The organism is Curtobacterium sp. MCBD17_035 (genome assembly GCF_003234815.2).
GTDB lineage: Bacteria > Actinomycetota > Actinomycetes > Actinomycetales > Microbacteriaceae > Curtobacterium.
Map to the genome: position 1 here is coordinate 1,258,966 of NZ_CP126279.1, position 21,426 is coordinate 1,280,391.

General features: G+C 72.9%; 18 protein-coding genes. 14 read left to right on the forward strand and 4 right to left on the reverse strand.

Translation table 11 applies throughout. The features are described 5' to 3' along the window. The first annotated feature begins 106 nt into the window (after positions 1-106). Complete coding sequence (locus tag DEI93_RS06030) at positions 107-1,051, forward strand: J domain-containing protein (protein ID WP_111119411.1); 945 nt, start codon at positions 107-109, stop codon at positions 1,049-1,051. A 51-nt stretch (positions 1,052-1,102) separates the two neighbouring features. On the opposite strand, the gene DEI93_RS06035 is transcribed toward DEI93_RS06030, so the two are convergent. Beyond that, positions 1,103-1,465 carry an RNA-binding S4 domain-containing protein gene (locus tag DEI93_RS06035; RefSeq protein WP_111008612.1) on the reverse strand — a complete coding sequence of 121 codons (363 nt, stop codon included), beginning with the start codon at positions 1,463-1,465 and terminating at the stop codon, positions 1,103-1,105. Between the two features lie 44 nt (positions 1,466-1,509). Here DEI93_RS06035 and DEI93_RS06040 point away from each other — a divergent pair, with 44 nt between their 5' ends. Both DEI93_RS06040 and DEI93_RS06045 read left to right on the forward strand, forming a co-directional pair. Next, the gene (locus tag DEI93_RS06040) at positions 1,510-1,830 is read left to right on the forward strand and encodes a hypothetical protein (RefSeq protein WP_258370079.1); all 321 of its coding nucleotides are present in this window, start codon (positions 1,510-1,512) and stop codon (positions 1,828-1,830) included. A 57-nt stretch (positions 1,831-1,887) separates the two neighbouring features. Then, on the forward strand, positions 1,888-3,318 hold the full coding sequence (locus DEI93_RS06045; RefSeq protein WP_146244364.1) for a hypothetical protein: 1,431 nt from the start codon (positions 1,888-1,890) through the stop codon (positions 3,316-3,318). 25 nt (positions 3,319-3,343) lie between these two features. Here DEI93_RS06045 and DEI93_RS06050 read toward each other — a convergent pair whose 3' ends face one another. After that, positions 3,344-4,798, reverse strand: coding sequence for a S1C family serine protease (locus DEI93_RS06050; RefSeq protein ID WP_258372194.1), 1,455 nt, complete (start codon positions 4,796-4,798; stop codon positions 3,344-3,346). A gap of 190 nt (positions 4,799-4,988) precedes the next feature. Between DEI93_RS06050 and DEI93_RS06055 the strand changes: the two genes are divergently transcribed. The 5 genes from DEI93_RS06055 (at position 4,989) to DEI93_RS06075 (ending at position 9,161) form a co-directional block, all read left to right on the forward strand. Next, on the forward strand, positions 4,989-6,008 hold the full coding sequence (locus DEI93_RS06055) for a FecCD family ABC transporter permease (protein ID WP_111008614.1): 1,020 nt from the start codon (positions 4,989-4,991) through the stop codon (positions 6,006-6,008). Beyond that, positions 6,005-7,027, forward strand: coding sequence for a FecCD family ABC transporter permease (locus DEI93_RS06060; RefSeq protein ID WP_258372193.1), 1,023 nt, complete (start codon positions 6,005-6,007; stop codon positions 7,025-7,027). Before DEI93_RS06055 ends, DEI93_RS06060 begins: the two co-directional genes overlap by 4 nt. 166 nt (positions 7,028-7,193) lie before the next feature. Then, complete coding sequence (locus DEI93_RS06065) at positions 7,194-7,676, forward strand: FHA domain-containing protein (protein ID WP_111008615.1); 483 nt, start codon at positions 7,194-7,196, stop codon at positions 7,674-7,676. Next, positions 7,676-8,383 (forward strand): transcriptional regulator FtsR, encoded by a 708-nt coding sequence (ftsR, locus tag DEI93_RS06070; protein ID WP_111008616.1) that lies wholly within the window; start codon positions 7,676-7,678, stop codon positions 8,381-8,383. Before DEI93_RS06065 ends, ftsR begins: the two co-directional genes overlap by 1 nt. Before the next feature lie 292 nt (positions 8,384-8,675). Next, the gene (locus DEI93_RS06075) at positions 8,676-9,161 is read left to right on the forward strand and encodes a MerR family transcriptional regulator (RefSeq protein ID WP_258368453.1); all 486 of its coding nucleotides are present in this window, start codon (positions 8,676-8,678) and stop codon (positions 9,159-9,161) included. A gap of 124 nt (positions 9,162-9,285) precedes the next feature. Here the strand turns inward: DEI93_RS06075 and DEI93_RS06080 are convergent, their stop codons facing one another. After that, positions 9,286-10,101, reverse strand: coding sequence for a ParA family protein (locus tag DEI93_RS06080; protein WP_111008618.1), 816 nt, complete (start codon positions 10,099-10,101; stop codon positions 9,286-9,288). A 121-nt stretch (positions 10,102-10,222) separates the two neighbouring features. Between DEI93_RS06080 and DEI93_RS06085 the strand changes: the two genes are divergently transcribed. The 3 genes from DEI93_RS06085 to DEI93_RS06095 all read left to right on the forward strand — a co-directional run bounded on the left by DEI93_RS06085 (position 10,223) and on the right by DEI93_RS06095 (position 16,140). Beyond that, the gene (locus DEI93_RS06085) at positions 10,223-13,630 is read left to right on the forward strand and encodes a pyruvate carboxylase (protein ID WP_111119409.1); all 3,408 of its coding nucleotides are present in this window, start codon (positions 10,223-10,225) and stop codon (positions 13,628-13,630) included. Continuing rightward, positions 13,630-14,121 carry a peptide deformylase gene (locus tag DEI93_RS06090; RefSeq protein WP_111008620.1) on the forward strand — a complete coding sequence of 164 codons (492 nt, stop codon included), beginning with the start codon at positions 13,630-13,632 and terminating at the stop codon, positions 14,119-14,121. The genes DEI93_RS06085 and DEI93_RS06090 overlap by 1 nt, the downstream gene beginning before the upstream one ends. Positions 14,122-14,244: 123 nt before the next feature. After that, positions 14,245-16,140: a hypothetical protein gene (locus tag DEI93_RS06095; protein ID WP_146243977.1), complete on the forward strand. Its 1,896-nt coding sequence runs from the start codon at positions 14,245-14,247 to the stop codon at positions 16,138-16,140. 61 nt (positions 16,141-16,201) lie between these two features. On the opposite strand, the gene DEI93_RS06100 is transcribed toward DEI93_RS06095, so the two are convergent. Beyond that, positions 16,202-18,061, reverse strand: coding sequence for an AMP-dependent synthetase/ligase (locus tag DEI93_RS06100; protein WP_111119408.1), 1,860 nt, complete (start codon positions 18,059-18,061; stop codon positions 16,202-16,204). A 118-nt stretch (positions 18,062-18,179) separates the two neighbouring features. Between DEI93_RS06100 and DEI93_RS06105 the strand changes: the two genes are divergently transcribed. The 3 genes from DEI93_RS06105 (at position 18,180) to DEI93_RS06115 (ending at position 21,369) form a co-directional block, all read left to right on the forward strand. Then, positions 18,180-19,133, forward strand: a complete 954-nt coding sequence (locus tag DEI93_RS06105) for an ROK family glucokinase (RefSeq protein WP_111008926.1) — start codon at positions 18,180-18,182, stop codon at positions 19,131-19,133. Between the two features lie 27 nt (positions 19,134-19,160). Beyond that, on the forward strand, positions 19,161-19,907 hold the full coding sequence (locus DEI93_RS06110; protein ID WP_111008623.1) for a lysophospholipid acyltransferase family protein: 747 nt from the start codon (positions 19,161-19,163) through the stop codon (positions 19,905-19,907). 124 nt (positions 19,908-20,031) lie between these two features. Beyond that, positions 20,032-21,369, forward strand: coding sequence for a class II 3-deoxy-7-phosphoheptulonate synthase (locus DEI93_RS06115; RefSeq protein ID WP_111008927.1), 1,338 nt, complete (start codon positions 20,032-20,034; stop codon positions 21,367-21,369). Positions 21,370-21,426 lie beyond the last annotated feature (57 nt).

Consider the following 21,426-nt stretch of genomic DNA (forward strand, 5'->3'; position numbering starts at 1 on the left):
CGGGCGGCACCGCACCGGCACGCAGCCCGCGCCCAGCGGGAGCACGGCGAGCCCACGGCGAACACGGGGCGTCCTCCGCGCGGCGAGCCGGTAGTGTTCCACCGCCATGAGCGACAGCCCTGCCGACGCCACCCCGTACGAGGTGCTCGGCGTCCCCGCCTCCGCCGACGACGACACCCTCCGGCGCGCCTACCGCCGGGCTGCCCGCGAGACCCATCCGGACCTCGGTGGGGACGCGCGCTCGTTCCGCCTGTTGCAAGAGGCGTGGGAACGCGTCGGCACCCCCGAGGCGCGCCGGGCGTACGACGCCGGAGCCTCCCGTTCGGCGGTCGCCGCGCACGGACCCGCCGGCGACCCCACGGGGCGTCCGGCCTCGGGCCGTGACGCCTACGCGCCGCCCGCCGCGCGCCGCGACTCCCGCCCACGTGCCCGGTCCTTCGGGCACCCCGGCGGACTGTCGCGCGAGGTCTTCCTCGCCGCCGAGCGCGAGTGGGTCGGCCTCGGCGACCCGATCGAGGACCCGTACGACCCGGCACTCGTCCGCTCCGCCCCGCGCCACATCCGCCGTCTCCTGGCCGAGGCGCTCGCCGAGGAGGCGACCGCGGCGATCGTCGCCGACCTCGGGATCGGTGTGACCGTGTGGCACGACCTCGACGCCGGGCCCGAGGGCAAGCTGGACCACGTCGTCCTCACGACGAGCGGACTCTGGGCGCTCGAGTCCATCGACTGGGGTGCTCCCGTCCGCATCGAGCACGGCGAGGTCGTCGGCGCGACCCTCGCGCCGGGGGAGCGCCCGGTGCGCGAACTCGTCCGGGCTGCGCGCACCGTCCAGAAGGCGACCCGCGTCCGGTTCACGGGCCGGCTCCTGGTCGTCCCGGACTCCGCGGTCGACGACGACGTCCGGCTCGTGGGGCCGGCACGCAGACCGACCGCGTTCGTCGTGCGGCGGAGCGCCCTGGCCGGCGTGTTGCTCGGCCCCGGTGCCGAGACGGGATCGGTCGACGTGTTCGAGCTCCGCGCGCGGCTCCAGGAGACGGTCCGCTTCGTCTGACCGTGCTCGTCGTCGGACCGCGAGCGCCGAGCGCCGACCCGAGACGCGGCTTCAGTACCCGCGCAGCTTCTCGAGGTCGCGGCGCTCCCGCCCGGTCGGTCGACCCGCTCCGCGGTCCCGCACCGGCAACCAGGCCGTCTCCTCGCGCGGCGGCGGTGGGGGCGTCCGGTCCTCCAGACACGTGGCGGCCACCGGTGCCCCGACGCGCTTGACGACGATCCCGCGCACGACGACGATCCGTTCGACCCCGTTGGTCCGCAACCGCACCTCGTCGCCGATCCCGACCGACTGCGCTGCCTTGACGCGCTCGCCGTTCACCCGGACGTGCCCGGCACGGCAGGCAGCGGTGGCGGCGGAGCGGGTCTTCGTCAGCCGCACCGCCCACAACCAGCTGTCGACGCGGGCGCGGTCCATGCGCGACAGCCTATGCGGAACGCCCCGGTCCTACCATGAGTGCCGTGGACGACGACCCCGACGGCCAGGCCGACCCTGCCGACCACGCGGGCTCCGCTGCGCGTGACGACGTCCGCCGCGCGGACGCCCACCGCCGCCGGGCGCTCGCCCTCCTCGCCACCGCCCCGATCGGCACGCGCCTGGTGGTGCGCGCCCACCACGGCGACGGTGCGCGGGACGCCCTCGGCACCCTGGTCGCACGCACCGACACGATCTGCACGGTGCGCACCCGCCGCGAGGACGTCGACATCGCCCTCGCCGCCGTCGTCGCCGCCCGTCCGGTGCCACCTCCGCCGCCGCCCCGCGAGCGCCGACGCGCGTCCTGAGCGCGCCGCCCGCGCGCCTCGTCGAGCGGGGGACCCGACGCCCGTACCGTGAACGGCATGGTCCCCGCACCACAGGCACCGAACCCGGCACCGGCCCCGTCATCGGTGGGCCCGTCGTCGGTGGCCCCGTCGTCGCCGGACGTGAGCTCGTCGGCCGGGGTGCCGGCGCCGTCGCCCGGCCGGTCGACGCCGGGTCGCCGCGAGCACGCCGACACCGTGACCGACCGCACCGCCCGCGTCAGCATCGCGCGCCCCGCGTCCTGGGCGACCGTGCACGCCGCAGACGCGGACCTCCGGACCACGGGTGACGGCGTCACCGTGACCGTGCGCTCCCGCCCCAGCGACAACGGCATCGCGGACGAGACCGCCGCGCTGGTCGCTCGGCTGCCCGGCTCGGTCGACGGCGTGCTCGTCGTCGGGTGCGACCCGTGGGGGAGCGCCGGGGCGCCGGCCCGCCTCGTCGAGTACCACCGCCCCGCTCCGCCGCTGGAGGCCGCCGCCGCGACGGACCGTCCCGCGGTCGGCGAGTCGGACGGCACCGAGCACGGACACGAACCGCACCGGCCCGTTCCCGCCGTCGGCCACCGCGCCCCCGACCGCACGGGCGTCTTCGTGTCGCACCTGCTCGTCACCACCGGTCGCCACCGCATCGACGTCGTCGCCGAGCGCCCGCTCGCGGTCCTCGACGCCACCGACGACGTCGTCGCCCGCGTGCTCGAGTCCGTCCGCGTCGTCGGCCCCGCGCCGGCCGCAGCCCAGCCGCCACGCGTGCTCGAGGACGTCCCGGTCCCCGTGCGCCCGACGCTCGCCCCGTTCGGTGTGCCGGTGGATGCCGAGGCGCTCGCCGCGCTGCAGGGCATGGCGGGCCGCCGTTGGAACCCCGCGGTCCTCCGGTCGCCCGGCGGTCGCGCGCTCATCGACCAGGGGCTCGTCGGCCGCTTCGGCACCGTCCCGTCACTGACGAGCGCGGTGCTCGCGCCCTGGGAAGCCGGCGTCGACCCCGTCACGCTCGAGCAGCAGCGGGAGGACGGGCACGCCACCCGGCTCCGCTGGTGGCGTGGCGACGCCGCCGTGACCGTGCTGGACGGGACCGAGGAGGCCGGCTTCCGCATCGGCAGCGTCGACGACGCCACGCTCCTGGCGCTCGCGGCCGGGAGGGTCGGGGTGACCCCGTCGTGGACCTTCGCCTTCGCGACGCCGCGGCTCCCGGCCGCGGTCCTGGACCGCCGGGTCGAGGACCCGACGGCCCGCCCCGACCTGCCCGTGGCGGTCCGCACGGCCGATCCGGTGCTCGCGCGGTTCTGGGACGCCCCGTGGACCGTGTCGCACCTCCGGGTGCCGACGCGGCCGCGTCCCGTCACGGTGGTCCACGCCGCGGGCGTCGGCTTCGCGCGCATCGGACGGGCGACGGCCGAGGGGACCGCGATCCGGGTCGAGGCGTCCGCGAACGTCCACCGTCTGCTCGTCCGCACGGTCCTGGCGGGCTGACCCCGGTCCTCCCGGACGTCCCGCGTCAGGCGGCCGGACCGGCGACGAGCGTCGCGGTGACCGTTCCCGCCGTGCCGTCGGCGGCGGTGTACCCGACGGTGACCGAGTCCCCCACGGCGTGTGCCTGGATGAGCTCGGTGAGCTGATCGGCACCGGTCACGGCGGTGCCGTCGATGCTCGTGATCGTGTCGCCCGCGGCGAGCCCGGCGTTCTCGGCCGGGGACCCGGACACGACGCCCTGCAGCGTGACACCCGAGCCGGTGGTCGGAGTCGTCGACGAGACCTCCGCGCCGAGGAAGGCCGGGGTCCCGATGACGATCGTCGAGGTCGCGGTGCCGGACAGGATCCGTTCGGCGATGCTCTTGGCCGTCGCGATCGGGATCGCGTACCCGGTGACGTCGCTCGTGCCCGACGACGCGGCGGTGGTCATCCCGACCACCTCGCCCTCGGAGTCGAGCAGCGGACCGCCCGAGTCGCCGGACACGACGTCGGCCGCGACCTCGATGAGACCGGTGAGCGACTCCGTGCCGGTGCCGGACTCGCTCTGCACGGTGATGTCCTGGTCGAGCGCGGTCACGGAGCCCGTCGCGGCGACGAGTTCGCCCTGGCCCTCCGCGTTCCCGACGTCGGTCACGGTGTCGCCGACGGCCAGGTCGTCGTCGTCGTCGAGCGTCGCGGTGGTGAGGTCCGACGCCCCGCGCAGCTCGAGCACGGCGACGTCGTCGGTCTTGTCGGTGCCGACGACGTCCGCCGTGTAGGTCTTGCCGGTGGACTCGACGGTCACCTCGATGCTCGTGGCGTCCTCGACGACGTGGTTGTTCGTCAGGATCTCGCCGTCGGAGGAGATGATCATCCCGGTGCCGGCGGCCTGCGACGAGGAGTCGTAGTCGAGCGTCGTGTCGATCGTCACGATCCCGGCCTTCTGCGAGTCGGTGGCCGCGGTCCGGGCGCTGTCGGTGGATCCACTCGACCCCGTCCCGCTCGTCCCGGAACCGCTCGATCCGCTCGACGAGCCGTCGCCCGGGACGGACCAGCCGCCACCGATGCCGCCGCTGTCCGACGATCCGTTGCTCGAGGACCCGCTCGACTGGCTCGAGGTCGTGGTCCCCGTGTCCCGGGAGGCCAGGCCGAAGGCGGTGCCGCCCGCGGCGCTGACGATCGCGAGGGTGGCGACACCCGCCCCGACCATGAGGCCGACGCGGCGGCGCTTCGGCTTCGCTCCCGCGGTCGCGTCGGTGGCGCCCGCCGTGGCCCCGACGAGGTAGGGGCCGTGGCCGTCGTGCGTGTACGTGTAGGGGCCGGAGCCGTCCGGCGCGTAGAGGTAGGGGCCCGATCCGTCGAACGCGTAGGCGGACCGTAGCGTGCTCGGGTCGACGTGCGGTGCCGCTGCGGGAACCGGCGTGCCGATGGGCTGCGTGGTGTCGCGCGGGGCGTCCTCGTCGCGCTCGTCGTCGGCGGGGGTGGTGGGGTGCTCGGTCATTGGTCTCTCCGGTGGCTCGTCCGACAGCCGGTGGGGCGTCGATGCGTCCAGTACAGGACCCGATCCGATGAGTGACCTATGAGCGGCGTGGACAGCGGCTCCGCACTCCCTCGGGAACGGCTGCGGCGCCGTCCCCGTCGCCACCGCGCCCGCCGTTCGACCGCGGGGGAGCCGGACTAGGCTTGCGCCGATGTCCCCGACCGCTCGTCCGCGCCGAGCGCGCCTCGTCGGGACGACCGCCGTGTCCCTGGTGGTGCTCGTCGCGGCGTGCGTGCTCAGCGTCATGGTCGGCGCGCGTCCGATCGATCCGCTGACGGTCGTCACGGTGCTCCTGCACCCCGGCCGGACGGACGAGATCACGCTCATCGTCGTCGGCGAGCGGGTGCCCCGGACGGCGCTCGGACTCGTCGCCGGAGCCGCGCTCGGGGTGGCGGGCGCGGTGATGCAGGGCGTCACCCGCAACCCGCTCGCGGATCCGGGCATCCTCGGCATCAACGCCGGCGCCGCACTCGCGGTGGTCGTCGGGACGACGGTGTTCGGGATCGCGGGCACGGCGGCGACGCTGCCGTTCGCCTTCGTCGGCGCCGCCGTCGCGGCCGTCGTGGTGTACGGGATCGCATCGGCCGGGAGGCGCGGGCCGACCCCGGTGGGCCTCGCTCTGTCGGGTGCCGTGGTCGCCGCCGCACTCGGGTCGGTCACGACCGCGGTCCTCCTGACGCACCAGTCGGCACTCGACCGCATCCGCTTCTGGCAGGTGGGTTCGCTGGCGACGGGGGACCTGCACGTCGTCGCTGTCGTCGCCGTGCCGGTCGTCGTCGGCCTGGCCATCGCCATGACCCTCGGCCGGTCACTCGACACGCTCGCCCTCGGGGACGAGCTCGCGGCGTCCCTCGGGCAGCGGGTCGTCGTGGCGCGGGCACTCGGCGCGCTCGCCACGGTCCTCCTCGCGGGCGCGGCGACGGCGGCGATCGGACCCGTCGGGTTCGTCGGGCTCGCGGTGCCGCACGCCGTCCGCCGTGTCACCGGTCCGGCGAACCGGTGGACCCTGCCGTTGTCCGCGATCGTGGCCCCGGCCCTCCTGCTCGTCGCCGACGTCATCGGTCGTGTCGTCGCCTTCCCGGGCGAGGTCCAGGTCGGCATCGTGACGGCGGTGATCGGCGCTCCCGTGTTCATCGCGCTCGTCCGGAGCAGGGCGGTGCGGGACCTGTGAGCGTGTCGACCCGGACCCCTCGGCGACCACGGGGCACCGATGCCGGACTGCGGCGCGAGCTCCTCGTGCTCGCGGGGGCCCTCGTGCTCGTCGTGGTGCTCGCCGTCGCCGCGCTCGGCCTCGGCGAGATCGCGATCTCCCCGGGTGAGGTCCTGGCCGCGCTCGTGGGACGCGCGGACCGCGTGACGGACTTCGTCATCACCGAGCTCCGCGGGCCCCGGCTGCTGGCGGCGGTCCTCGTCGGCGCGAGCCTCGGCACCGCCGGCGGCATCGTGCAGAGCGTCGTGCGGAACCCGATCGCGAGCCCCGACGTCATCGGGATCACCTCGGGAGCGAGCGCGTCGGGCATCACGGCCATCGCGCTGTTCGCCGCCTCGGGGCTCACCCTGTTCTCGGTCGTCGTCGTCGGTGCCGTCCTCGTGACGGTCGTCATCGCCGCGCTGAGCTGGCGCGGCGGGATCGGGGACAACCGGCTCGTCCTCGTCGGCGTCGGCGTCGCGGCGATCGCCGTGAGCGTCACGGGGTGGATGCTCACGCGCGGGAACGTGCAGGACGCCGCCGTCGCGCTCGTGTGGCTCACGGGCAGCCTCAACGCGGTCGACCCCACGGTGCTCGCGGTGCTCGCGGTGGCGTTCGTCGTGCTGTTCGTCCTCGCCCTCCTCCAGTCGCCGCGGCTCGGGGTGCTCACCCTCGGGGACGACGTCGCGGCGTCGTTGGGGCTGCCGCCGGACCGGGCCAAGGTGCTGCTCGTCCTCACCGCGGTCGGCCTGAGCGCCTCGGCGGTGGCGGCTGCGGGCCCGGTGTCGTTCGTCGCGCTCATGGCCGCGCCGATCGCCCGTCGTCTCGTCGGTCGTGGTCGCGTCGCCCTCGCTCCCGCCGCGGCGGTGGGGGCCGTCATCGTGCAGGCGAGCGACCTCGTGGCGCAGTTCGCGATCCCCGGGGTGGCGGTGCCCGTCGGCGTCGTCACGGGCATCGTCGGCGCGCCGTACCTGCTCTGGCTGATCGCGCGCGGGCGCTGACCGCGCCCGCCCGTTCCACGCTGCTCCACGCCGACCGAGCAGGACCTCCCGGCGGTCCCGCCGTGTGCGGGACGTGTGTGGACCGTGCGGTCGCTCCACAGGAGTGAAAGGGCGTTCGCGGTGCCGCGCGTTTCCGATACGCTGGTCCGCCAGAAGGAGGTCCACGATGGCAGGTCCAACGGGTCCGCGCGACGGCGCCGCACGATCCGATGCGCCCGAGCGGCGCGTCGACACCACCCTGACCTTCAGCATGGACATGGGGGCGGCGCTCACGCCGGAGAACGGTGTCTCGACCGAGGAGATCGACGCGATCGGCGCGCTGCCGTCCGGGTCGGCGCTGCTCGTCGTCCGCCGCGGGCCGAACGCCGGGGCTCGGTTCCTGCTCGACTCCGACGTCACGACGGCCGGCCGACACCCCGACGCCGACATCTTCCTCGACGACGTCACGGTGTCGCGCAAGCACGCCGAGTTCCTCCGGCACGGTACGAGCTTCAGCGTCAAGGACCTCGGATCGCTCAACGGCACCTACTTCGACGGCGTCCGCATCGACGAGGCCCTGCTCGCCGACGGCGCCGAGGTGCAGGTCGGCAAGTTCCGCCTCACCTTCTACGCGTCCCGCGTCGACATCGCGCGCCTGGCGACCGCGTAGTGCCGGCGCGGAGCGCTGCGGCCCGGTCGACGGCCGCGGGTCCCGACCTGCTCACGATCGGGCAGGTGCTCGCGCGGTTGAAGCCCGAGTTCCCGGACCTGTCGAACTCCAAACTCCGGTTCCTCGAGGAACGCGAGCTCGTGACGCCGATCCGGACCGAGAGCGGATACCGCAAGTTCTCGCCCGCCGACGTCCAGCGGCTCCGGATCGTCCTGGGCCTGCAGCGAGACCACTATCTGCCGCTCAAGGTCATCAAGGAGTACCTGGCCGACCTCGACGCCGGGCGCGACCCCGTCCTGCCGGGTGGTGCCGACGGCCCGCGGCCCTCGATCCTCGGCACCGAGCGGCGGTACACGCGCGACGAGCTCGTCCGCGCGGCCGGCGCGACCCCGATGCTCGTGTCGGACGCCGTGTCCGCGTCGCTGCTGCCGGCCGTCGAGCACTACGGCGAGGACGCCGTCACCGTCGTCAAGGCGCTCGTGGAGTTGCAGCGCACCGGCATCGAGCCACGGCATCTCCGCACGTTCCGGGCGTCGGCGGAGCGCGAACTCGGTCTCATCGAGTCGGCGCTCATGCCCGTCCGGCGCCGGTCCGACGCCACCTCACGCGCCAAGGCGGCGGAGCTCGCCCGCGAGATCGCAGGGCAACTCGAGGTCGTCCGGTCGAGCCTCATCCGGGCTGCGATCGGGCGGTTCGACGCCTCGTGAGCACGGGGCCCGAACGTGGACAGCCGGTGTCGGTCGGGCTTATCCTCGACACGCCGAACTCCCCGGTGCGGATGTCCCGGGACGACCGGGTCCGACTCGCTAGCGTGGACCTCGGCACAACTCTCAACCGATCGTTGAACGTTCGGTTGCGGGCCGGAACGTCGTGGAAGGCAGTCTGATGAGTGGGAACGAAACGCCCCGGACCCCCGGGGACGCACCGTCCGACGCAGCCGTGGACACGCCCGACGGCGAGCTGACCCGCTACGACCTCGGCCTGCTGTTCACCGACGGCATGCCCGAGCGCGACGAGTCCAACGGCTACCGCGGCACCGTCGCCGCCCGGGCCGCGGGCATCAGCTACCGCCAGCTCGACTACTGGGCGCGGACGGGCCTCGTCGAGCCGACCATCCGTGGCGCTGCGGGGTCCGGTTCGCAGCGGCTCTACGGCTTCCGCGACATCCTCGTGCTCAAACTCGTCAAGCGCCTGCTCGACACCGGCATCTCGCTGCAGCAGATCCGCACCGCGGTGAACCAGCTCCGCGAGTCGGGGGTGAACGACCTGGCACAGACGACCCTGATGTCCGATGGGGCGTCCGTGTACCTCTGCACCTCGAACGACGAGGTCATCGACCTGGTCTCCCGAGGGCAGGGTGTCTTCGGCATCGCGGTCGGCAAGGTCCTGCGCGAGGTCGAGACGAGTCTCGTGGAACTCGACTCGACGCCGGCGGCCGACCCGAGCGACGAACTCGCGGCGCGCCGGGCCTCCCGGGCCTCCTGACCGGCGCGGTCTCCCGGGCCTCCTGACCCGCGCGGTCTCCCAGGCCTCCTGACCCGCGCGTCCGACGCGTCACACGGCGCAGCGCACACGGCAGGCGGCACGGGGACGCCGCGCCTCGGCCGGCTCAGGCCTGCGCGACCCCCTCGGCGTACTCGCCGATCTTGCCCGTCCGCATGATCCGCTCGAGCAGCAGGTCGAAGTTCCGTGCCATCTCCTGCGCGGACTCGCCCGGCCACACGTGCAGCGGCTTCGCGGCACCCTGGGCCTGCTGCAGTGACGTCCGTTCGGGCAGCTGGGGCGACAGCACGAGCGGGCCGAACATGTCGCGGAGCTCCTTGATGCGGAACTGGTGCTCGAGCGACTGCACGCGGGCACGGTTGACGATGATGCCGAGCGGCTGGAGGCGCGGGGAGAGTCCGCGGCGGATCTCCTCGATGGCGCGCAGTGCACGGTCGGCCGCCGCGACGGAGAACAGCCCCGGCTCGGTGACGACGGACACGCGGTCCGAGGCGGCCCACGCCGTGCGGGTCAGGGCGTTGAGCGAGGGAGCGCAGTCGATGAGCACGAGGTCGTAGTCGGCCTCGACGTTGGCGAGGGCCTCCTCGAGCTTCCAGATGTCCCGGATCGAGGGGTGCGGACCGTCGAAGTTGATGGCCGAGGGAGAGCCGACCATGACGTCGATCTTGCCCTGGCGTCCCTTGGTCCACCCGGACGGGGCGATCGCCTGACGGACGATCTTCTCCTTCGGGTTCTCGAGCACGTCGGCGACGTTGAGGTGGCCGGCGAGCGAGATGTCGAGCCCCGTGGAGACGTCCGACTGGGGGTCGAGGTCGACCACGAGGGTGCGGAGTCCCTTGGCGAACGCGGCGGACGTCAGGCCGAGGGTCACGGTCGTCTTGCCGACGCCTCCTTTGAGGGAGCTGACGCTGAGTACATGCACGTCGAGACACGATAGCCCCACTAGGGTTGAACCACCTCAAGATCCGCCGTGCTCGACGGCCGATCGCGCCGTCCGCCCGGGCACCACGACGACGCCCGGGTGCATGCCGAAAGGGCAGCCCGTGTTCCGCAAGATCCTGGTCGCGAACCGAGGCGAGATCGCCATCCGGGCGTTCCGCGCCGCGTACGAGCTCGGTGCCCGGACGGTCGCCGTCTACCCCTACGAGGACCGGAACTCCGAGCACCGGCTCAAGGCGGACGAGGCGTACCAGATCGGCGAGCCCGGTCACCCGGTCCGCGCCTACCTCGACGTCGCCGAGATCGTCCGCGTCGCCCGTGAGTGCGGCGCGGACGCGATCTACCCCGGGTACGGCTTCCTGTCCGAGAACCCGGAGCTGGCGGCCGCTGCGGCAGCGGCCGGCATCACGTTCATCGGCCCGGGCGAACGCGTGCTCGAGATGGCCGGCAACAAGGTCACGGCGAAGGAACACGCCGTCGCGGCGGGGGTGCCCGTCCTCGCCAGCACGCCGGCCTCCCGCGACGTCGACGAGCTCGTGCGCGGCGCCGAGGCCATCGGGTTCCCGGTGTTCGCCAAGGCCGTCGCCGGTGGCGGTGGCCGGGGGATGCGCCGTGTCGCCCGGCCCGAGGCCCTCCGTCCCGCCCTCGAGGAGGCCATGCGCGAGGCCGACAGTGCGTTCGGCGACCCGACGATGTTCCTCGAGCAGGCCGTGCTCCGGCCCCGGCACATCGAGGTCCAGATCCTCGCGGACGCCACCGGCGACGAGGCCGGGACCATCCACCTGTTCGAGCGCGACTGCTCGGTGCAGCGCCGGAACCAGAAGGTCATCGAGATCGCGCCGGCGCCGGACCTCGACCCCGCGGTGGCGGCAGCGCTGCACCGGGACGCCGTCGCCTTCGCCCGGTCGATCGACTACGTGAACGCGGGCACGGTCGAGTTCCTGCTCGACACCGTCGGCGAGCGCGCCGGGCAGCACGTCTTCATCGAGATGAACCCCCGCATCCAGGTCGAGCACACCGTGACCGAGGAGGTCACCGACGTCGACCTCGTCCAGGCGCAGATGCGGATCGCGGCGGGCGAGACGCTGGCGGACCTGGGGCTGTCGCAGGAGGACGTGGCGGTGCACGGCGCTGCCCTGCAGTGCCGCATCACGACCGAGGACCCGTCGCAGGGCTTCCGCCCGGACACCGGCCGGATCACGACCTACCGGAGCCCGGGTGGCGCGGGGGTCCGCCTCGACGGCGGCACGGTGTCGACCGGCGCGCAGATCAGCCCGCACTTCGACTCGATGCTCGCCAAGATGACGTGCCGCGGGCGGTCGTTCCCCGCCGCGGTCGCCCGGGCCCGTCGTGCCCTCGCCGAGTTCCGCATCCGCGGCGTGAGCACGAACATCCCGTTCCTCCAGGCCGTCCTGGAGGACCCGGACTTCGCTCGCGGTGACATCAGCACGTCGTTCATCGAGGAGCGCCCGCAGCTGCTCGGCGGCCACGTCTCGCGGGACCGTGGCACCAAGGTGCTGGCGTGGCTCGCGGACGTCACCGTCAACCAGCCGAACGGGCCGGGCACGGGTGCACTCGACCCGGCGGTGAAGCTCCCGCATGTGGACCTGGGACAGGAGCCGCCGGCCGGGCAGCGGCAGCGCCTCCTCGCCCTCGGTCCGGCGCGCTGGGCGGAGGCCCTGCGCGCGCAGACGGCCCTGGCCGTCACCGAGACGACCATGCGCGACGCCCACCAGTCCCTGCTCGCGACCCGCGTCCGCAGCACGGACCTCGTCGCGGTCGCCCCGTACGTCGCGCGGCTCACCCCGGAACTGCTCAGCATCGAGGCCTGGGGCGGCGCGACGTACGACGTCGCCCTGCGGTTCCTCGGCGAGGACCCGTGGGAACGACTCGCGGCCCTCCGTGCGGCGATGCCGAACATCCCGATCCAGATGCTCCTCCGCGGCCGCAACACGGTCGGCTACACGCCGTACCCGACCGAGGTCACCGCGGGTTTCGTCGCCGAGGCCGCGGCGACGGGCGTCGACGTCTTCCGCGTGTTCGACGCCCTCAACGACGTCGCGCAGATGCGACCCGCCCTGGAGGCCGTGCTCGCGACCGGCACGGCCGTCGCCGAGGCCGCGCTCTGCTACACGGCCGACCTGCTCGACCCGGCGGAGGACCTCTACACGCTCGACTACTACCTGCGCCTGGCGGAGCAGATGGTGGCGGCGGGTGCGCACGTGATCGGGATCAAGGACATGGCGGGCCTCCTCCGTGCCGGTGCTGCCGAGCGCCTCGTGGCGGCCCTGCGGGAGCGGTTCGACCAGCCGGTCCACGTGCACACGCACGACACCGCCGGCGGGCAGCTGGCGACCCTCCTGGCGGCGAGCCGCGCCGGAGCGGACGCCGTCGACGTCGCGGCCGCGCCCATGGCGGGCACCACGAGCCAGCCGAGCATGTCGGCGCTCGTGGCGGCGCTGGCGCACACGGAGCGCGACACCGGGCTCGCACTGCGGGCGGTGAGCGACCTCGAGCCCTACTGGGAGGCCGTCCGCCGCGTCTACCGGCCGTTCGAGTCGGGCCTCCCGGGTCCCACCGGTCGGGTGTACGTGCACGAGATCCCGGGCGGGCAGCTGTCGAACCTCCGGCAGCAGGCGATCGCGCTCGGCCTCGGCGACCGGTTCGAGGAGGTCGAGGACCAGTACGCCGCGGCCAACCGGATCCTGGGACGCCCGACCAAGGTGACCCCGTCCTCCAAGGTGGTGGGCGACCTCGCACTCCAGCTCGCGGCGGTCGGCGCCGACCCCGCCGACTTCGAGCAGCACCCCGAGCGGTACGACGTGCCGGACTCGGTCGTGGGGTTCATGGCGGGCGAGCTCGGGGACCTGCCCGGCGGCTGGCCGGAGCCGTTCCGCAGCAAGGTGCTCGCCGGGCGCGAGGTCCACCTCACGACGACGCCGATCTCGGACGAGGACGCCGCGGTGCTCGCCGAGCCGGGCCGGGCGCGGCAGGCGGCCCTGAACCGGCTCCTGTTCCCGGGTCCGACCGACGAGTTCCACCGTGTCCGGGACCAGTACGGCGACCTCTCGGGCGTGGGGACCGCCGACTACCTGTACGGGCTCAAGCAGGGGCGGGAGCACGTCGTGTCCATCGCCCGGGGCGTCACGCTCCACGTCGGCCTCGAGGCCATCGGCGACGCCGACGAGCGCGGCATGCGCACGGTCATGACCACCCTGAACGGGCAGCTTCGCCCCGTGTATGTCCGTGACCGGTCGGTCGCGGTGGAGTCGAAGGCCGCCGAGAAGGCCGATCGCGACGACCCGGGTCAGGTCGCGGCACCGTTCTCCGGTGTCGTGACGCTCAAGGTGCAGCCCGGCGACCACGTCGAGGCGGGTCAGGCCGTGGCGAGCATCGAGGCGATGAAGATGGAGGCGGCGATCACGACGCCCCGTGCGGGAACGGTGACGCGGCTGGCCGTCCCGGTGACCCAACAGGTCGACGCCGGGGACCTCCTGGTGGTGGTCGCCTGATGACGGTCCGTCCCATCCGGTTGTTCGGCGACCCCGTGCTGCGGTCACCGGCCGACCCGGTCCGGATCGGCGCGGACGGCGTCGCGGACCTCGTGCAGGACCTCCTCGACACGGTGCGGGTGCCGGGCCGTGCCGGCGTGGCCGCGCCGCAGATCGGCGTCGGACTGCGCGCCTTCAGCGTCAACGTCGACGGTTTCGTCGGCTACGTGCTCAACCCGGAGCTCGTCGAGACCCGTGGCGAGCCCGAGCTCATGGACGAGGGATGCCTCTCGGTGCCCGGCCTGGCGTACCCGACCCGACGGTTCCCGTACGCGCGGGTGCGGGGCCTCGACGTCGACGGCGCCGAGGTCGTGCTCGAGGGCGAGGGGCTCATGGCGGAGGCGCTGCAGCACGAGACGGACCACCTCGACGGCACCGTCTACGTCATGACGCTCGATCCGGAGACACGACGACGTGCGCTCCGCGACATCCGCGGGCAGGATTGGTTCTGACCGGGGCGCACATCGCTCCCGACGCGGTCACCCCCGTTCACGGGGTGGACGCGGATCAGGTTCCCTGGTCACCGTGGACCCGGACGCAGAGAGGGCGTCCGCCGACAGGATCAGGGGACAGCGATGTCATCATCAGGAACACGTCTCGTCCGTGCGCGATCGCGCCGCGGACGACTGACCGCCCTCGGGGTGGTCCTCACGGTCGTCGCCGCGCCGCTCGCGGTGGTGACGGTCAGTGGTGCGGCACCGGCCCACGCCGCGACCGAGCCGGTGGTGGGGGAGTCCCCGGACTACGCGTCCGAGACCTTCCAGGACCCGTGGGACTTCAGCGACGCGGCCGACTACAACACCGACCTCAGCGGGCCCGGCACCTACAAGGTGGCCAACGGGCAGCTGTCGATGAACTACGGCACCGGGGGCTTCATCTCGCTCGTCGACACGGTGAGCGGCAGCTTGGCCTACGGGCGGGACGGTGCCGCGGCGCCGATCAACACGTCGCGCTACCAGCGCCTGTCGTTCGAGATGAACACGTCGTCGGCCGGTTCGGGCAAGGGCATCGTCTACTGGTACACCTGCCGCGAGAAGACGAGCAGCTGCCTCGGCGGGACCACCTTCAACGTCACGGCGGGCGACCACGTGTACGACATCCCGCTCAACGGGACGTCGAACCAGGGCAGCAAGATCCCGTGGACGAGCGCGAAGGTGGTCGCACTCCGCGTCCAGCCCATCGTCACGAACGCGGCACACCCCACGGTGTCGGCGACCCTGAACTGGGTGCGCCTGCACGGCGGCACGACGACGCAGGCCGCGATGCCGCCCGGCGACCACGGCACCTACCGGGTCGAGCCGATGCCCGAGCCGGTGGTGGACAGCCCCAGCCCGGCGGACGGCAAGGACCTCGCGACGGTCCAGCGGGGCAAGCCGTGGGAGTTCACCTCGTCGGCGAACGCGTCGGGCGTCACGCTGCAGAACGCGCGGCTCATCCACTACGGCAGCGACGGTCTGACGGCGCAGAACCAGGGGCCGAACCAGGGCGACCCGCAGGTCCACCTGCCCGTCCAGAAGTTCAGCGCGAACCAGTACCACTACCTCACCTTCGACCTGACCTACGACGGCGGGTTCTCACTGGCGAGCGCTGCGGGCGGCGGCAAGATGGCGCGCGTCATCTGGTACGGCGCGAGCACGTCGACGCCGCAGATCGGCAACGACATCCTGACGTTCTCCGGGGCGAACGCCCGTGAGGTCGCGATCGACATGACCGCGGTGAACCCCCTCGACGAGACCGCCCTCAACCCGAAGGTCGGGTGGGCCGGCCAGGTCATCACCGGGTTCCGGTTCGACCCGAACGAGGACAAGGGTGCCGCGGTCTGGCACCTCAAGTCGATCCACCTGCGGAACACGCCGGCCGCGACCGGCAGCACGACGGTCAAGTTCCACGACGCGGCCTGGGTCGCCGGCACGACGGCCGACGTCAAGGTCGGTACGAGCGCGAACGGTTCCGGCTTCACGACGATCGCGTCCGGCGTCCCGGTGCAGCAGGGTACGAACGCCACGACCTTCTCGCTCGGCTCGATGGCCGCGGGGACCTACCACGTCGAGGTCGTGCTCCACCACCCGAACAGCGGGAACGCACTGGCGTTCTCGTCCGCGCCGGTCATCATGTCCAAGGCCGCCGCGTCGGGCTCGACCGCCTCGGCCACCCCGAAGGGCAGCTTCGACACCCTCACGGCGACGAGCGGCGGGGCCACGGCACGCGGGTGGGCATGGGACCCGGACCAGACCTCGAGCACGGAGGTCCGGCTGTACGACCAAACCTCCGGGTCGAAGTACCTGGGAAGCGTGACGACCTCCATCGCCCGGTCCGACGTGGCGCGTGCGGTGGCGGGAGCCCCGGCGAACACCGGGTGGAGCACGACGGTCTCGCTGGCGAAGGGCACCCACAAGGTGTGCGCGTACGCGATCAACCAGGGCGGTGGGTCGAACCCGACGCTCGGATGCAAGTCCGTGACGGTCGGCTGAACCGCGGCCACACACGAACGCCCCGCCGGTGCTCCGGCGGGGCGTTCGTCGTCGGGTCGGGTCAGTACCCGCGGTGCCGGTGCTCGACGACCGGCACCGCGGTGGTCTGCACCTCGGAGCCCGAGTAGATGTGCTCGACGTCGGCGGCGTGGTCGAAGAGCACCCGGTCCCGCTTGACGGTGAGCTTCGGCGTGAGGTGCCCGGACGCCTCCGTGAACTCGGCGTCCAGGATCGTGAACGAGCGGATCGACTCGGCGCGGGACACGCGCTGGTTCGCGGCGTCGATCGCGTGCTGCACGGCCGTGTGGACGCGTGCGTCGTGGGCGGCGCTCCGGGGGGTGAGCGCGGGGACGATCCCGTTGGCCGCGCACCAGCCGGCCAGCATCTCGGAGTCCAGGGTGACGAGCGCCGCGACGAACGGCTTGCCCTCGCCGACGACGACGACCTGCGCGACGAGCGGGTGCTCGCGCACGGCGTCCTCGAGCGGGGCGGGTGCGACGTTCTTGCCGCTCGCGGTGACGATGAGCTCCTTCGCGCGCCCGGTGACGGTCAGGACGCCGTGCTCGTCGAGCGTCCCGAGGTCACCGGTGCGGAACCAGCCGTCGACGAACGCCTGCTCGGTGGCGTCGGGGCGGTTCCAGTACCGGTCGAACACGTCGACGCCACGGACGAGGATCTCGCCGTCGTCGGCGATCCGCACCTCGACGCCGGGGAGGGCGCGGCCGACGGACCCGATGCGGATCTCCGCCGCCCGGTTGACGGTCGCGGGTGCGGTCGTCTCGGTCAGGCCGTAGCCCTCGAGCACGAGCACCCCGACGGACCGGAAGAAATGGGCCAGGCGGGGCGACAGCGGCGCCGACCCACTGATCGCGTACCGCACCCGACCGCCGAGCGCTTCGCGGAGCTTCGCGTAGACGAGCCGGTCGAACAGCCGGAACCGCAGGCGGAGGCCGAGCGGGACCGTCCCGGTGGCGAGCGCCTCGGAGTGCTCGACCGCGGTGTCGGCCGCCAGCCGGAACACCCGGCCGCGTCCGCCGACGGCCGCCTTCTGCTCGGCCGCGTTGTAGATCTTCTCGAACACGCGCGGGACAGCGAGCAGGAACGTCGGCCGGAACGTGGCGACCGCGTGCATGAGGTCCTTGGTGTCCGGCTCGTGACCGACGAGCACACCGGTCCCGATCGACATGACGGCGATGAACCGCGCGAACACGTGCGCCATGGGGATGAACAGCAGTGTCGACGCGCCGTCCTCGACGACGTCCGCCATCGCCTCCGCCGCACCCTCGACGAGCGTCGTGAAGTTGTCGTGACGGAGGACGCAGCCCTTCGGCCGACCCGTCGTGCCGGAGGTGTAGATGATGGTCGCGTCGTCGTGCGCGGACGCCGCGTCGAGGCGGGCGTCCAGCTCGGCGTCGGTCACCGGTTCGCCGAGTCGCGCCAGGTCGTCGAGCCCGCCGCCGTCGATGGTCCAGTGCTGCGCGAGACGCGGGAGGTCCGGCGCGACGCCCGCCACACGGCGTGCGTGCTCCTCGCTCTCGACGACGATCGCGACGGACTCGGAGTCCTGGAGGATGTACCGGACCTGGTCGGGCGAGCTCGTCTCGTAGACGGGCACCGACACCAGACCCGCGTGCCAGATCGCGAAGTCGACGATGGTCCACTCCGACCGCGTGCGGGACAGCACGGCGATGTGGGCGCCCGGCTCGAGTCCCGCGGCGACGAGCCCCTTGGCGACGGCGCGGACGCGGGCGAGGACGCTCGCAGCGCTCATCGGCACCCACCGTTCCCCGTGCCGCTGGGCGAGGAGTCCGCGATCGGGCGTCGCCGCGGCCCGTTCGACGAGGATCCGGGCGGCGGAACCGTGCCCGGCGTCCGCGTGGGTCTGGTCGGTCCCCTCCGGTGAGGTTCGGTGATCGTGCACGGCAACTCCCTCGTCGACCGTCGATGCTGATCCGCCTCGTCGTCGAGCCGGACGCGCTCAGCATAGGACCCACGCCCCCGCGCGAGTCCAGTGTCCACACCGGGTAGGGTCGATGTTCGTGCATGCCATCGGAATCGACATCGGGGGCACGAAGATCGCGGGCGCGGTCGTCTCCGAACTCGGCGAGATCGTCGCGGAGGACCGGGTCCCCACCAACGCCGCGGACCCCACCGCCATGCTCGACGACGTCGTCTCGATGGTCGAACGCCTCCGCGCGGAGCACGCGATCGAGGCCGTCGGTGTCGCGGCTCCCGGGTTCATCGACGCCTCGCAGTCGATCGTCTACTACACGCCGAACATCCGGTGGCGGAACGAGCCGCTGCGGCAGCGGCTGCAGGAACGCCTCGGCGACGTGCACATCACCGTCGACAACGACGCCAACGCCGCGGGCTGGGCGGAGTTCCGCTTCGGTGCCGGCCGCCTCGTCAGCGACATGACGATGCTCACGATCGGCACCGGTGTCGGCGGGGCGATCGTCACCGAGGACCGCTTGTTCCGCGGCGGCTTCGGCACCGGTGGCGAGATCGGCCACCTCCGCATCGTCCCGAACGGCCTCCCGTGCGGCTGTGGCGCGCGCGGGTGCATCGAGCAGTACGGCTCGGGTCGGGCGCTGCAGCGGATGGCGAACGACGTCGCGGACGCCGGTGGGATCGGTGTCGCCCTCGCCGAGGCCCGCGACGCCAACGGCGGCACGCTGGACGGGCAGATCGTCGGCGACCTCATCCTCGCCGACGACCCGGGGGCCCTCGCGGCGCTCCGTCGACTCGGACGACACCTGGGCGAGGCGTGCGCGTCGCTGTCGGCCGTGCTCGACCCGCAGCTGTTCGTGTTCGGGGGTGGGGTCGCGAGCGCGGGGGACCGCCTGCTCGAACCGATCCGTCAGGCGTACCTGAACAACCTGCCCGCGCGGGGTTACCATCCGGAGCCGGACTTCGTCATCGCGGAGCTCGTGAACGACGCGGGTGTCGTCGGTGCCGCGGACCTGGCGCGGATCCACGCGCGGACCGCCTGACCGCTCGACCGGACCGAGGACGCGACGATGCTCTACTGGGTGCTCAAGAACCTGCTCATCGGACCACTGCTCACGGCGGTGTTCCGCCCGTGGGTCGTCGGGCGTGAGCACGTTCCGGCGACGGGTCCCGTCATCTTCGCCAGCAACCACGTGTCGTTCATCGACTCCGTGATCCTGCCGGTCGTGCTCGACCGCCGGATCTCGTTCCTCGCCAAGAGCGACTACTTCACCGGTCGTGGGATCAAGGGCTGGGCCACGAAGACCGCCTTCGGCGCGCTCGGCCAGCTGCCCATCGATCGATCGGGCGGCAAGGCGAGCGAGGCCTCCCTGCGGACGGGCCTCGGCGTGCTGGCGCGCGGGGAGCAGCTCGGCATCTACCCGGAGGGCACGCGCAGCCCGGACGGGCGCCTCTACCGCGGCCGCACGGGCGTCGCCCGCATGGTGCTCGAGGGGCGCGTCCCGGTCGTCCCGGTCGCCATGGTCGGCACGCGCGAGGTCATGGCGATCGGTCAGCACGTGCCGAAGATCAAGCGCGTCGGGGTCGTCTTCGGCGAGCCCCTCGACTTCTCCCGCTTCACGGGCCTGGAGTCGGACCGCTTCATCCTCCGCAGCGTGACCGACGAGATCATGCACGAGCTCCGACGCCTGAGTCACCAGGAGTACGCCGACGTGTATGCGTCGAGCGTGAAGGAGCGCGGCGCAGCGGCCCTCCGGTCCACGGGGCAGCGCGTCGGTTCCACCGCTGGGGAACAGGGCGCCACGCTTCCACGTTAGGCTCAGTCAGTCCGCACGCCCCGACCGGTGTGGACAGCCCTGCCCGACGTGGCATCGAGCCACCAACCACGAGGGAATCGAAGTGTTCGAGTCGACCGACATCGTCGCCCTGCAGGATCCGGACGTGATCGAGGGGCTCGACTATTGGCGGACGCTCCCGATCAAGCAGCAGCCGGCGTGGCCCGACCCGGTCGCGGCTGAGGCCGCATCGGCCGAGATCGCGACCTTCCCGCCGCTCGTGTTCGCTGGCGAGGTCGACGTGCTGCGCGACCGGCTCGCGGCGGCGGCTCGGGGTCAGGCCTTCCTCCTCCAGGGCGGTGACTGCGCCGAGACGTTCGCCGGTGCGACCGCCGACGCCATCCGCAACCGGGTGAAGACGATCCTGCAGATGGCCGTCGTCCTGACGTACGGCGCCTCCACGCCCGTCATCAAGATGGGACGCATGGCGGGGCAGTTCGCCAAGCCGCGGTCGAGCGACTTCGAGACCCGCGGTGACGTCACCCTGCCCGCCTACCGCGGCGACATCATCAACGGCTACGACTTCACGCCGGAGTCCCGGCAGGCGGATCCCCAGCGTCTCGTGCGGGGGTACCACACCGCGGCGTCGACCCTGAACCTCATCCGCGCCTTCACGCAGGGCGGGTTCGCCGACCTCCGACAGGTGCACAGCTGGAACAAGGGCTTCGCCGAGAACCCGGCGAACGCGCGGTACGAGCACCTGGCCCGCGAGATCGACCGCGCCATCCGGTTCATGGAGGCCGCGGGCGCGGACTTCGACGAACTCAAGCACGTCGAGTTCTACGCGTCCCACGAGGGCCTCCTCATGGACTACGAGCGCCCGATGACGCGTATCGACTCCCGGTCCGGTCTGCCGTACGACACCTCCGGCCACTTCGTGTGGATCGGGGAGCGCACGCGCGACATCGACGGCGCGCACGTCGACTTCCTGTCGCGGGTTCGGAACCCGATCGGCGTGAAGCTCGGGCCGTCGACCTCGGCCTCCGACATGGAGGCGCTCATCGACAAGCTCGACCCCGAGCGCGAGCCGGGCCGCCTGACGTTCATCACGCGCATGGGGGCGGGCCTCGTCCGCGAGAAGCTCCCGCCCCTGCTCGAGGCGATCAAGGGCATGGACGCCAACCCGCTCTGGGTCTCCGACCCGATGCACGGCAACGGCCTGACGACGCCGACCGGCTACAAGACGCGGCGTTTCGACGACGTCGTGGACGAGGTCCGCGGCTTCTTCGAGGCCCACCGCGCGGTCGGGACCTACCCGGGCGGCATCCACGTCGAACTCACGGGCGACGACGTCACCGAGTGCCTCGGTGGGTCCGAGCACATCGACGAGGAGACCCTCGCCACCCGGTACGAGTCGCTCTGTGACCCGCGCCTCAACCACATGCAGTCGCTCGAGCTCGCGTTCCTCGTGGCCGAGGAGCTGAGCGCGGCACCGCGGTCCTGACGGTCCCCGGGACGGACGGGAGGCACGGCACCGGACCGGTGTCGTGCCTCCCGTCCG

Excerpts from the sequence above, each read along its gene's own strand:
- DEI93_RS06030 (WP_111119411.1), top strand. The coding sequence starts at position 107 with ATGAGCGACAGCCCTGCCGACGCCACCCCGTACGAGGTGCTCGGCGTC.
- DEI93_RS06050 (WP_258372194.1), bottom strand. The coding sequence starts at position 4,798 with ATGACCGAGCACCCCACCACCCCCGCCGACGACGAGCGCGACGAGGAC.
- DEI93_RS06045 (WP_146244364.1), top strand. The coding sequence starts at position 1,888 with ATGGTCCCCGCACCACAGGCACCGAACCCGGCACCGGCCCCGTCATCG.
- DEI93_RS06075 (WP_258368453.1), top strand. The coding sequence starts at position 8,676 with ATGCCCGAGCGCGACGAGTCCAACGGCTACCGCGGCACCGTCGCCGCC.
- DEI93_RS06090 (WP_111008620.1), top strand. The coding sequence starts at position 13,630 with ATGACGGTCCGTCCCATCCGGTTGTTCGGCGACCCCGTGCTGCGGTCA.
- DEI93_RS06110 (WP_111008623.1), top strand. The coding sequence starts at position 19,161 with ATGCTCTACTGGGTGCTCAAGAACCTGCTCATCGGACCACTGCTCACG.
- DEI93_RS06035 (WP_111008612.1), bottom strand. The coding sequence starts at position 1,465 with ATGGACCGCGCCCGCGTCGACAGCTGGTTGTGGGCGGTGCGGCTGACG.
- DEI93_RS06065 (WP_111008615.1), top strand. The coding sequence starts at position 7,194 with ATGGCAGGTCCAACGGGTCCGCGCGACGGCGCCGCACGATCCGATGCG.
- DEI93_RS06095 (WP_146243977.1), top strand. The coding sequence starts at position 14,245 with ATGTCATCATCAGGAACACGTCTCGTCCGTGCGCGATCGCGCCGCGGA.
- DEI93_RS06055 (WP_111008614.1), top strand. The coding sequence starts at position 4,989 with ATGTCCCCGACCGCTCGTCCGCGCCGAGCGCGCCTCGTCGGGACGACC.